Annotated in this window: 11 protein-coding genes and 1 pseudogene; 4 read left to right on the top strand and 8 right to left on the bottom strand. The window is 35.9% G+C overall.

Features of this window, described 5'->3' with window-relative positions; genetic code table 11:
- Nucleotides 1–294: 294 nt before the first annotated feature.
- The 3 genes from ACOI1C_RS21460 to ACOI1C_RS21450 all read right to left on the bottom strand — a co-directional run bounded on the left by ACOI1C_RS21460 (nucleotide 295) and on the right by ACOI1C_RS21450 (nucleotide 3391).
- The gene (locus ACOI1C_RS21460) at nucleotides 295–954 is read right to left on the bottom strand and encodes a retron system putative HNH endonuclease (protein ID WP_422512620.1); all 660 of its coding nucleotides are present in this window, start codon (nucleotides 952–954) and stop codon (nucleotides 295–297) included.
- Complete coding sequence (locus ACOI1C_RS21455; protein ID WP_422512618.1) at nucleotides 941–2284, bottom strand: AAA family ATPase; 1344 nt, start codon at nucleotides 2282–2284, stop codon at nucleotides 941–943. Before ACOI1C_RS21455 ends, ACOI1C_RS21460 begins: the two co-directional genes overlap by 14 nt.
- A gap of 732 nt (nucleotides 2285–3016) precedes the next feature.
- Nucleotides 3017–3391, bottom strand: a complete 375-nt coding sequence (locus ACOI1C_RS21450; protein WP_422512616.1) for a hypothetical protein — start codon at nucleotides 3389–3391, stop codon at nucleotides 3017–3019.
- A gap of 1110 nt (nucleotides 3392–4501) precedes the next feature.
- On the opposite strand from ACOI1C_RS21450, the gene ACOI1C_RS21445 reads away from it, so the two are divergent.
- From ACOI1C_RS21445 to ACOI1C_RS21435, 3 genes are all read left to right on the top strand, one after another.
- A complete protein-coding gene (locus ACOI1C_RS21445) occupies nucleotides 4502–4654 on the top strand; it encodes a hypothetical protein (protein WP_422512614.1) in 153 nt (50 codons plus the stop codon).
- Nucleotides 4655–4779: 125 nt separating this feature from the next.
- A complete protein-coding gene (locus ACOI1C_RS21440) occupies nucleotides 4780–5178 on the top strand; it encodes a competence protein ComK (RefSeq protein WP_422512612.1) in 399 nt (132 codons plus the stop codon).
- Nucleotides 5179–5483: 305 nt separating this feature from the next.
- Nucleotides 5484–5864 carry a competence protein ComK gene (locus tag ACOI1C_RS21435; RefSeq protein WP_422512611.1) on the top strand — a complete coding sequence of 127 codons (381 nt, stop codon included), beginning with the start codon at nucleotides 5484–5486 and terminating at the stop codon, nucleotides 5862–5864.
- 199 nt (nucleotides 5865–6063) lie between these two features.
- On the opposite strand, the gene ACOI1C_RS21430 is transcribed toward ACOI1C_RS21435, so the two are convergent.
- The 5 genes and pseudogenes from ACOI1C_RS21430 to ACOI1C_RS21410 form a co-directional block, all read right to left on the bottom strand.
- Complete coding sequence (locus ACOI1C_RS21430) at nucleotides 6064–6225, bottom strand: hypothetical protein (RefSeq protein ID WP_422512609.1); 162 nt, start codon at nucleotides 6223–6225, stop codon at nucleotides 6064–6066.
- A 14-nt stretch (nucleotides 6226–6239) separates the two neighbouring features.
- On the bottom strand, nucleotides 6240–6848 hold the full coding sequence (locus ACOI1C_RS21425) for a hypothetical protein (protein ID WP_422512607.1): 609 nt from the start codon (nucleotides 6846–6848) through the stop codon (nucleotides 6240–6242).
- Nucleotides 6849–7473: 625 nt separating this feature from the next.
- A pseudogene (locus tag ACOI1C_RS21420) lies at nucleotides 7474–7838 on the bottom strand (GGDEF domain-containing protein).
- 105 nt (nucleotides 7839–7943) lie between these two features.
- Nucleotides 7944–8396 (bottom strand): hypothetical protein, encoded by a 453-nt coding sequence (locus ACOI1C_RS21415; RefSeq protein WP_422512606.1) that lies wholly within the window; start codon nucleotides 8394–8396, stop codon nucleotides 7944–7946.
- 1432 nt (nucleotides 8397–9828) lie between these two features.
- A complete protein-coding gene (locus ACOI1C_RS21410) occupies nucleotides 9829–11442 on the bottom strand; it encodes a hypothetical protein (RefSeq protein ID WP_422512605.1) in 1614 nt (537 codons plus the stop codon).
- A gap of 180 nt (nucleotides 11443–11622) precedes the next feature.
- Here ACOI1C_RS21410 and ACOI1C_RS21405 point away from each other — a divergent pair.
- Nucleotides 11623–11864 (top strand): Abi family protein (locus ACOI1C_RS21405; RefSeq protein ID WP_422512604.1); only part of this gene is annotated, 242 nt, incomplete at its 3' end.

Raw genomic sequence — 11864 nt, 5'->3', positions numbered from 1 at the left:
CCGTTATGGATAAGCAAATGTCCAGGACTGAGTCTTGCATTGTTTTGTTTTCCAGACCGAAGAGTACCCGTTTTCTTATGTGGAGAGAGCATGCAGTAAGAGCTGGGAAGTAAAAGGATCGTTCATTACTAGAACGCGTGCCCTTACGAGCACGAAAAACAGCCTTTGGAACAATGCTGTAAAACAAGAAAAAACAAGTAGTGACTGGCGTTAAAAAATAAATGGTAAATTTAGGAAGGAAGCAAGAGAACCGTCCCCGTGCTTTACCGTGCTTTATTGTAGATAGTCTTTAAATCATAAATATTCCTTAATCAACTGATTCATAAACATCGTATATTCAGCATCTTCTTTAATCAGATTAGTTATTAATTCTCTGTAAAACTTCTCATCCATTTGACTCGGAGTCTTTTTTAATTGACCAATTATATTTAATGTCTGATCTCTAATTCTTTCTCGTGATTTTAATAATAACTCTCGGTTTAGATTTGTATGTTGGATGGTAGTGTCTCCTCTAAGAGAACCATTTTTAGGAATTGCTTCACAAGAAAAAAGATCAAACTCTAAAAATTCATTGGGATTATCTATACTCGGGTCTAAAATTGGGTCTTTTGCGTTCCATTTATCTAACTTCGCATTGTTACATCTCTGACAACACCAATGTAAATTTGACCATTCAAAGGCTAATTGGTGAAAATGAGGATTTGCTTTTGGTTTTAGATGCTCAATTTGTTCAAAGCTAGTAGTTCCAATTCCTGTCTCACAATAACAACACTTTTCCTTATACATTTCTTTCAGGGATATTCTCACATCATCTTGTCTATAACGATTTTTCACAGAATCTCTTACACTAGTATAGCTACCTTTATTTCTAATCTCAATTAGTAGTTCCCTCGTCCATAGATTTGCATTCTGTATTAAACTATCAGGCTTACCTAGTCTATTAACTTTCCTCATTTTTATTCAATCCCAAAGCTTTTTTCCCAATTTCATTCATTTTTGCTAAAGTTACTGCCGGATCTCCTTCAGGCAACAGCTCATAAAGTTCCCGTGTTATGTTTTTTAACTTTTCTTCTAATTCACTAGAAAGTTGGCCTTCTAATTGTTTACGGTATAGTTGCTGTATCTCTTCAATTTGCTTTTGAACCTCAGGAGACCTTTTAGAAGTCCCCATAATGTCAGTTAAAATGTCTTCAACAAGCCATCCATATGGACTTTCAGTTTTAATCTCTTTAATATCTCCTTCTTGTTCATATAATCGAATGATTTCACCCTCTTTACAAGACGAGATGACAACAGGTGCATGTGTGGTAGCAATAAATTGTATTTTGGGGAATGTTCTTTTTAAGTCATCTATAATTTTCCACTGCCATTTTGGATGTAAGTGTAAATCCAACTCATCAATCAAGACCACTCCTGGTGTTTCTTTAACAGAACTTTCCTTAAGTTGTGGATTTAATAGTGACATCCGATAAGCTAGATCTGCGACCATCCCTATTACACTTCTGTATCCTGAACTCATAAGTCGAAGGGGGATCGTGAGGGGTCCTAGTTCGACCATTACCTCTTCCTCTTCAAAATCATACATTATACTAACTGCCTCGTCTTCACCTACTAATCCTCTCATAAACTCTTTAACTGCCTCAAGAACTGCTTCAAGTTCTCCTATTTTCTTCCTCTTCTGAATTTCCACAAGGGTCATTCTTCTAAGCCAATTTACAAATAACTTAATATTCGACTCTGCATCAAGACAATCTGTATATCCAAGAAATCTTGATAATTCCTCACGTTCGAAAGGATTTATCCATTTATTCTTTTTTTGCGAGAATAGACGACCAGCACTTTGATAGGACACTAGTGGAAGAATAACATCATGATTTTTTTCTTTCACAATTTGGCGTTGAAGTTTTGCTGCATAGTTAATAATTGGTTTGGCATGTATGCGGTTTGTTTTTCCCTTTAATGTTTCTATAGATCTCCGCCATGAAAACTCCTGCTCATGCAAAGTACCAAGACAACTAATTGCACAAGGTAATTGTTTTTCCTTTGTCACAGTCGCGTCCCCGACCTTGTCCCATTCTCTCCGTACTTCATCAGAGTATATATTACGAGTTGCTACTCCATCTAATCCTGCTAAAAATCCACCTAATCCAATGCTTAAAGACTCTAATACAGTTGTTTTTCCAGTACCATTATCCCCAATGATTAAAGTAAACCTTTCATTAAACTCAAATTTCCGATTATTAAAGCTTTTGAAATTCTCAATCTCTAATGTTTTTATAAGCACCTTGTCACTCCTTTCCATTATTCGAATTCTTCGTTCCCATTAATTAATATATTAATTTGTTACCTTATATTATAAAGGTATTAATCTTGCACAGCACTATTTAATCGTCAACTTGGTACATTATTTTTAGAGATTTGTTAGCACGATTCAAATATCCATTTAGTTAAGAGAATGAAAATATCTCGAATGATTTTATATCTAAAAAATAGAGCTCATATTCATAAACAATGCGTCAACTCTTGAATCAATATGTATTAATTCATATTAAACTAATGTTTTCAGATAGACCTTAGAGGAAGAAGTCATTTAACCTGTCATTTGACGTGTACCTAAGACTACTCCACGGTTTTCCGTTATCGTCTCCAATGTTACTAGAATCACCAATAATTCGGTTTGCTAATCAGAAGTTCAATGAATTGTATAGTAAAGAGAGTTTAGGAATCTTAAAACCTAGTATGCAAAGAGTAGCATTACAACTTATTGTTTAACTCCATTCACACAAACTATATGTAAGATTAGGACATACTAGTTTAGGATAGGCCAGAGAAACTTCACCTGGCTATGGATTATTCCCTCCAAAATGATGGATAAAGCGGAAGAGGAATGGTGAGGATGACGAAGCAATAGAGCATGGCAGAGGGCATCTGCTAAACTGTTTTCTACTCTATTTAGTTTGAAAATGCAAAAAAGAGTGCAGGTTATCTACACTCTTTACAATTAATATAAATGTATTCAAGCCGAGGCCCCTGGGCGTACGCCAGCCCCACCTGTGCTCATACCTGCAAATAAACTTATTCCAAAAGCCCAAAGTGACTCAGTGAAGATAGAAGTTAGTTGCTTTACTGATAGTTGCATTTGCATCGCCTCCATAAATGGTACGTTTTCAGGTAATAAACTGACATAACGTAAAAACATAAGTAGAATAAATAGAAATATGAAGGTGGCAAAGAATCGAACTTTTGGTCCAAGCTTCAATACACTTAGTAAAATCCATTTTATGTTAAGACAGACGAGTTTGTCAATCTTATTAAAAGGACCATGTAGAAGTACCTCATAACCATTATTGACTTTGAAGCAATTGATAGACAATCCTAAGATTACATGCAATAGAAGAACTGTTTGTTCAACTGGTGCATTAGGGGTAGGTTCTGACCACGAATTCCCTCACTTTTCCTCCCACAAATTTTGCTCAAATAAACAAGACTCCCGCATCCTTCCTTCATTTTAAAAAATCCCAAAGGGACATGGTACTTGCACCCCTCTACTCTCAACCCTTAAATATACCTGTCAAAAACATAAAGGAGTAACGATTCTTCTATTTCAGTATGTCGTTAATCCTTATTGTTGTTTTGAACATTGCTGTGAGACAAGAAAAAAACGGGTGGTGACAGTGCATCCAATACTTCCCTTTTTCCCTCAGTTTACCCCTCCGGGTAATGTGGGCACGAGTGCCGATCTACAAAACTCCAAACCACATGTGGTTTTAGAACATTTTGGTTACCTTCATACGTATATACAGTATTTGTTCGTTTGCCTGTCCTGTCCAGTTTGTCAAATAATTAATCGCAACATGAACGGACATCGCAGACAATGTGCTATTCGGCAACCCTCACCTTTTCTCATATATTAATGTTATAGATACTATGTAAAAATGCACGAATCACTAACTCTCATTTCACAGCATGCCAACTATCTCTTTCTGTTATATTTCGACATACCTCACCATAACCCTCCACTATTTTTACAATTGGGTCTGAGCTATTCTTTAAACTAGGATGATTGACTGCGAGAATTGCTGTATTACAAACTAATTGCCCATCATATTACCTTCATAGGAAATATACATCAGTCAAATACAAGCAACCGCTATGCGTGAAGTGGTTCTCCTCACGCATAGCGGTTGCTTTCTTATAAATAAGGTCAATCTTCACTTCTATCAGCACGATAATTAAAGATTCAATATCCAGAAACTAATAGGAAGCAAAAGTACCGTCCCTTTCCTACCTAACTCCAAAAGGGTACAATGAGACTTTTTTTATTTATTATTTGGCTTGGATAATAGTCTTAAAAAGGAGATATACCTTTGGAAGATTATGAAATTGGAGTAGCGATTGGTAGGGTTATACGGAAGAAAAGAAAAGAAAAGAAAAGAAAAGAAAAGAAAAGAAAAGAAAAGAACGTGGAAAAACTATAGCATGGCTAGCAGAGCAAGTAGATATGGATGGTAATCATCTTGGCAAGCTAGAACGTGGAGAGAGGTTTCCTTCTAGTGTTACCCTCATTCAACTTCTCATTGCTCTTGGAATTGAAGATCCTATCATTCGTCAAATTGAATATAAGAAGATTCTCGTAAAGAAACATGATAAGTGATAGTACCTTATCTATCATCATAGACTCCTTCCCCCTAATATCCCCTTCTCCAAGGTATGATTTTTCATTTAAGCTAGCTAACTCCTAGTTACTCCAAATCCCACACTCACAAGGAGGAAAAAACATTGTTTGGAAAAGAAAAACAGTATGAAATCAACCCGATGACTGTCGCTATTCTTCCCCACTATCACGAAATATACCGTTCAAGGATAATAGATCTGCATGGAGAATATTATTCCAATAAGTCACCCCTCAAGCTTATTGAAAAAGCCTACTTAGAGGGAGGATCCTCACTTGATGGAAGAAGAAAATCGCTACAGCATGTTAAGAATTTCTACCAATGCCCGCCAATCCCCATCAATCCACTGGAAAACATCTATGCCTTCCCAACCTGCTCTCCGGAATCCTACGAATGTGTATGGCTCTTCTACGATCACATCCACTATTACCACCCTAAACAAGCAAACACCCTTATCACGTTCAACAACCAGCAGCAGCTCGAAGTGAAATATCAAAGCCAGTAATGGACAAGCAGATATCTAGGACGGAATCTTGTATTGTGTTGTATTCACGACCGAAGAGAGGTAGTTTCTTTATGTGGAGGGAACAGACGGTTAAAGCTGCGGAGTATTGAAAATAGATAGCAGAATATTAATTTTTGGCAGCGATTTAAACGAACGTTTGATTAACTCGAACGTCAAATCCTTTAAATTAAGCATTTGTAATTACGTTTTTTAAATCAACATTATTCCGGTTTACCTTTATGCTTTTTTAGAATAATTCTGCATGATAAAATTAAATTTGATTTTTCTCTGTGAAACACTTTTTTATGAAACAAGAAAATTCGGGTGGTGACAGGCACTCAAAATTATTTGAAGGTAGGAAAAAATCACTTCAGCACAAAAAATCCTACTTCCAATGTCCGCCGATCCCGATTAACCCACTCGATGATATCTATGCTTTTCCAACATGTTCTTCCGAATCCCACGAGTGTGTATGGCTCTTCTACGAACATATCTCCTATTACCACCCCAAACATTCAAATACCCTGATCACATTCAACAACCAGCAGCAACTAGAGATTCGTATTTCAAAGGCCGTTATGGATAAACAAATGTCCAGGACTGAGTCTTGCATTGTTTTGTTTTCCAGACCGAAGAGAACCCGTTTTCTTATGTGGAGAGAGCATGCAGTAAGCGCTGGGAAGTAGTAAAAGGATCCTTCATTACTAGAACGCGTGCCCTTACGAGCACGAAAAACAGCCTTTGGAACAATGCTGTAAAACAAGAAAAAACAAGTAGTGACTGGCGGTTAAAATAAATGGAAAATTTAAGGATTAAGCAAGAGAACCGTCCGAGACCAGTGAAAAACTATACTTTTTTTCTGGTCTCGAACGGTCCCCGCGCTTCTTATCTCACTATCTCAAAATCATCAAGAGTGTAACAATAGTCTTCCCCTGTTTCATCTATAATTCTATATAGGTTTTCTGTTTCCCTTTTTAATACATCATATATTTGTCCATAAATAAAGTACATCGGATCACTATTCCCAATAAAGCGAACTTTCATCATTCTATTCATCACCTCTATTTTAGGACACGTTTGATTTTAAATTCGACTTTCCCTACATTTGGACATTGATACCAATGGAGTTCAACTTTCTCTATTATTCCCCCTAGAGTGGCAATTGTTGTTCCCCTCATTTTTTTCCAACCCACTTTCGGAGTTGGATGTCCATTTGAAAGTCGATATTTCTCAATAAGAGTCGACACACAGTGAATACCATCTCCAGTTGCTATAGTACGAATACTATGAATAAATGTGCCTTGTGTGATGATATATGTTGAATGTTTTAAATCAACCTGATGTTCTAAAGTCAAGCTTTCCTTTATTGTAAAAGGATAATCGATAGAACGTGATGCTGCTATTTCTTTAATTGCAATTATATTCTCCTGGTGCTTTAGTTCTTCACAAGGAACTTCAATTTTAAGAATTAGATCATCTTCCTTACCTTCTTCATATACTTCATCGACTGTTTTAATTATCCAGTCAGAGCTTTCCTTAATAGAAAATAGATAGTCTTCGCCATATTCATCTTCAATTCTATATAAATTCTTATATTTCGATAGAACCTTATAGCGTTTACCCGGTATAAAAAACATAGATTGAGAACTTGCATTAAATGTTACTATCATTAAATATAGACCACCTTATTAATATTTATACAAAAAATAGTTCGACAAATTATACATTTATTCCTTTTCATCACAGATTATGAACCGTCCCTGAGTTTCTTTATAAATTTATAGGTTTGAGTCTGAGTAAGAGGTAAAAATATCCTAAAGGAAATTTTCAGCAAGGCACATTCGTGTATTAGGTCAATTAATAGGGCTGTCTATCATGACTGAATATAGCGCGAATGTAGGAAGGAGAGCTTTGCGTTGGTTATGGGAATAGTATGATTGTTGCAAATGAAGAATTACTAGTTTTCCGAGTATTAATGCAGCAAACGAGGGAATTGATCTATCGGGTAGACAACATGGGTTTTCTACTAGGATTGAGATTTCCTTCTATCAATCTAGCATACTTTTATCCTTTTATCTAATACATATTAACAAACAATTATCAATGTTAGTTCTGGTAGGATTCATACCCATTTATAATACAAAAGGCAAAGTAGAAAACACCATGTCATTTACTGGTACAATTATTGGCGTAAGGTAGTATGAACTATGTCAATGGTGGTAAATTTCTTTGGTTTTATTCTGGGACCATGCTGGAGGAAGCGAAAGAACCGCCCCTGTGCTTCCACCCAAGAAGTTAACTACAAACATAAATCTGATTTTTCCCATTCTCCTTTGCTTTGTAGAGGGCTAAATCCGCCAGATTAAACAAGTCATTAAATGTAGTTACGGTACGGTTATCCGCTACCCCAATACTGGTTTTAATCGAAACCGATGTCCCCCCTCTTGGACTTGTAAACTTCTGATTGACTCTTCTAGTCGTGCAGCTTTTTTCTTTCCGTGTTCGAGTGTGACACCCTTCAAAACAACAACAAATTCATCTCCACCATAGCGACCAAATAATTCATTTTCTCCAATGATATTAGAGCAAGCCTTTCCTACCTCAGTGCACTGTTTACACTCGAAACTGATAAAGCATTTTTGGGGAATATAAAGTTTCAAGAACTAGAACTTCTGGTCTTTGATTATTTTAATCAGGTGAAAAATGAAGTCTAAGTTAAAGGAATCCACTAAAAAAAGAAAGGGGACTGCCCAGATTGGTCACTATCAACCAAAAGGCATCCCCTTTTTTCCTCTTACACTTACATCCCCACAAATATCGGTAAGCCCAAAGACAACTACATTATTTTCCCTTATATTTATTTCCTCTTCTAAATAGAGTGGGTATTGCTGTATTTTGAAAGTCAGTGGATTTTCATACTCAAGGTCATCAATATAAATCGAATATTCTTCTGTGCTTGCAGATTGTTGTCTGCCATTGAAAGTTTCTCCCTTTCCATCTGTGAAGATATCTGAAAGGACAAAGAAGCTAAGATTTTGATGCTCTTGATTTGTATTGAGTTGGAAATTCAAGGAAAGTGTCTTTTCTAAGTCAAACATATTGTTCTGAGACACTTCGCGAAGTGTTAATCGGTAATCTGGTGCTTGTAGTAGCTTACTATTTTCTAGGTCAACAATTACCTTTGCCTTTTGTTTATCGATCGCCATTGCTTTTGTCAATACAACAGAGAAGCCAAAGGGACGTTCCCCTTGGCTTCTAGTGTCAAAAATGAGTTAAAATAAGATAAGATCTTACCCAAATGGCTCAGTTTATCCTAATTCGTTAGAAAACTTTGAAAACAGACCACAGGAACAGTCCCCATGGCTCCCACATCAGTCACATAAGGACAATCTGTGATCCTAACTTGTCTAGCTCCAAAAACTAGAAAGAAGCAAGAGTACCGTCCCTGTTCCGTCCCCGTGCTTCCCGCCTTTCTTAATTTATGGATAATGCCACCTTACTATTGATAACTGTTGCCCCCGAGATCACATTATTCCCTGGAAGTATCATGTGTTTTTCGCTAATCTTTATAGGAAAAGGAAAGGAAATCTTCCCACTTAAAGTTACTAATAAGGCTGGGAATATAATGTCCGCCCTTTCAATGAAATCCCATCTCTCATTAAAAATAGTATCCTTAGTAGTATCATCTGGTCAAAGAGATTGTTTTATTTCTTCAGGATAGCTTTTATAAAGTTGAATCATATCTCTTTCCTGTTTAATCGCTTCTAATTTAACTTTTTTACGCAATCCTTCCTCTGTAATATTATGAAAGCTTAGATCTAATTGAAATGAATCTTTTTTGGAGATGTTCCTTATGATACTTTAGTTGTTCATCAGTATATGTCCCAATGTCAGCATTCTTATGATGAGGTAAACAGAGAGCTATCATTCCTTCAGAGTTATGTGTTCCACCTTGGTGATAAGGCGGATCAAAATGATGATAAGAAACAACCATAGTTGAACTCTTGCCTTAACTCCCTTCTTATTGGAGCAGGAATATATCTTTTATCCATAATAAAACCTCCATAAAATATTCATAGAATTTTTAGGATAACCTTACTAAAATGGCATTAAAATATCTTCCTTTAAAATTTTCTACCACAGCTTATTTACTATGCTTGCCGATATAGTTCTTTAAGTTCTCTTCTCTTTGCCTCAGATATAGCTTCACCTAGATCTAACCAGGTGGTAGAAATCTATATGTATTTCGGACCAGTGAAATTAATTAAGTGCAATCCCTACAATTCTAGTTTGCCATAAACAACAGACATCCAATCTTTCCTCTATATCTTTTACTTTTCCTGCCGGGAGATTGTCAGTATAGTAAATTTCATGAAGCATAGTACAGTAGCTGAGTTTTGATTACCAAAGCTCTTTTCCGTATGGTAATAGTTCCCTCGGAAGCACTCGAACTAATATGACAAACTCATGTGCAACCAAAATGGAAAACAAAAAAAAATCCCTTTCGGGATTCATAGCAAAGAAAGAAAGAAGCAAGGGGAGAAAAAGTGGCTTTGAGACTTAGGGACAATGCCGGAGGAAGCAAAAGAACCGTCCCTGTGCTTCCTTTAGAGGATATTCTCTGTTCTACATCCATTTGAAGCCCCCTATTCATTCTTGAATACTTAGTTCGATCTTTTTCTTTAATTCTGCTTTTAAGGTTTTTACATAAAATTCAAGGAAATCCTTTATTGGATACTTAACTATTTTGTCATTCTGATTAAAGGAAATCCCTGCACTTTTCATATAGCCTATAATTTTCTGCAACGAAACGACGAGCATATCACCTGATTGATTTTCGTTTATCCACTTCAATACCACTTTCCGCCAATACTTTGTATCTCCATCGATGTAGAGTTCTCCTGTAATAGGTTGAGACAACAGCAATTCTTGAACCTTTTCTTTTTTCTTTTTATCTATTTTATCCTCTGTTTTTTCATAACTAGGTACAGTAGGAGTTTGTTGATAGGTATAATTGCTATATTGAGCTTGTCTTTTTGTTCTATAATTCCAACCATCTGGATGAACTTCTATTGGCCTTAGTGCTGCTCTTCTTGCAATTTCTTGCATTTCCCTTTCCATTTGTTCGTCTTCCAGCTCTTGGACTCTCTGCCTTTGTTTCAGTTTTCCTGCTTCTTCAGCCTTTAACCGTGCTCTTCGCTTTTCTTCCTCTTGTTTAATTCGCTCTTCCTCATCTCTAATTCTTTCCTGTTCCTCTATTAACTTTTGTTGTTCTAGTTCAAATTGTTTTTTCTGTTCCATTAATTCCCTTAAGAATTTATTCCTTTTATCATCCTCATCCTCTTTTGAGAGCACAAAATGGTTTTGATCAGCATTCATTGATAACGCTCGTGTCAGAGGTACTTCAGAAGATGATAGTTTATAAAAAGTTATATTTCGATCATGTTCTGATATTGGAATGAAGCGAAAAATTGTACATAGACGATTAAATACATCTACATATGCGATATTTCTTGTATTAAACTCTCTCATGGTTGCCCCTGTAGCTTTCATAAAAAAGTTTAATAAGTCACCTTGTACATTTTCCTCAAGAAACTTATCCCACAAATTATCTTCATGAGTTTTACTAGTTACATAGGTTTCAGCCGTAAGGAGGGTGCCTTTATTCGTCTCTTCTAAAAAAGAAAGCCAACTATAATCCACGAATGAAAAAGGCTTAAAACCTTCTTCTTTATAGGTTTTCATTCGTTTAGATAAATGACGGGCATAGCTGCCAGAGGTTAACCCTTGATCAATTGCAGTAAAATAATCAATCGCCCATCGTTCCTCAGAGTTAGGAAATTTAATGATAAAATCCGGGATAAACGAGAGCTTCTTTTTATAATGGAACCCTCTCTCAATCTCCACATTGTAAGGCTTCAGCTCTCCTTGTAATATCTCTCTAAAAATGGTAAGACCAATATCTTTTTTAGATTTATCCTCAAGCTTAGAAACATGCTTATCATAAGTCCTCGTGTTTTCAGAGTAAGAACATTCACTCTCATCATTATGGCGAAAATAAAAAGGTCTTCCTTCATCCTTGGTTAAATTCATATTTACTGGTTTGTTACAGCATAAACAGGTAAACGCACTCTTCTTTGAAAAAACACGATAATTATCTTCGAACCAACGTTTGACTTCAGAACGTGTTAAATTTTGCTGTTCGAGCTCTCTTCTTTTCTGTTCAATGTTAAAGACAGAATTATGTAGGTAGACTGAATCCAAGAAATACACATCCCTTCTAATCCAATTGCTTGTAAGACTATTATATCATTATGAGAATTTTTGGAAATATCATAGATTAAAAGAACACTCTTCCAACTACAATTGAATAATAGGATTGTAGTTTTTTTAGTAGTTAACCTTTATAATTAGGATAATAGTCATAAATGGGAGCGATTTATTTTGATAAAAGGGAAAACAACTAATGGGTTAATGCGCCACCTAAGGGATCAACACGGTATAGAAATTAGTGGAAGCAAACAGAAGAAAGATTTATTAAATATCGGATATTATCATGGATATAAAGGCTATCGTTTTATCGGACAAGCTAACCATCAAATTCCCTATACCAACTTTGATGAGGTTGTCGGGGTATATGAGTTTGACACAAACTTGAAAACGATATTTTATCCAAGAATAATGTT

Source organism: Bacillus sp. DJP31, assembly GCF_049310945.1.
GTDB lineage: Bacteria > Bacillota > Bacilli > Bacillales > SA4 > Bacillus_BS.
The sequence above is the reverse complement of the archived record's forward strand: the minus strand, read 5'-3'. Positions and strand labels throughout refer to the sequence as shown.

Coding starts and splice junctions, on each gene's coding strand:
- ACOI1C_RS21435 (WP_422512611.1), top strand. CDS start 5,484: ATGAAACAAGAAAATTCGGGTGGTGACAGGCACTCAAAATTATTTGAA.
- ACOI1C_RS21425 (WP_422512607.1), bottom strand. CDS start 6,848: ATGATAGTAACATTTAATGCAAGTTCTCAATCTATGTTTTTTATACCG.
- ACOI1C_RS21460 (WP_422512620.1), bottom strand. CDS start 954: ATGAGGAAAGTTAATAGACTAGGTAAGCCTGATAGTTTAATACAGAAT.
- ACOI1C_RS21430 (WP_422512609.1), bottom strand. CDS start 6,225: ATGATGAAAGTTCGCTTTATTGGGAATAGTGATCCGATGTACTTTATT.
- ACOI1C_RS21445 (WP_422512614.1), top strand. CDS start 4,502: ATGGATGGTAATCATCTTGGCAAGCTAGAACGTGGAGAGAGGTTTCCT.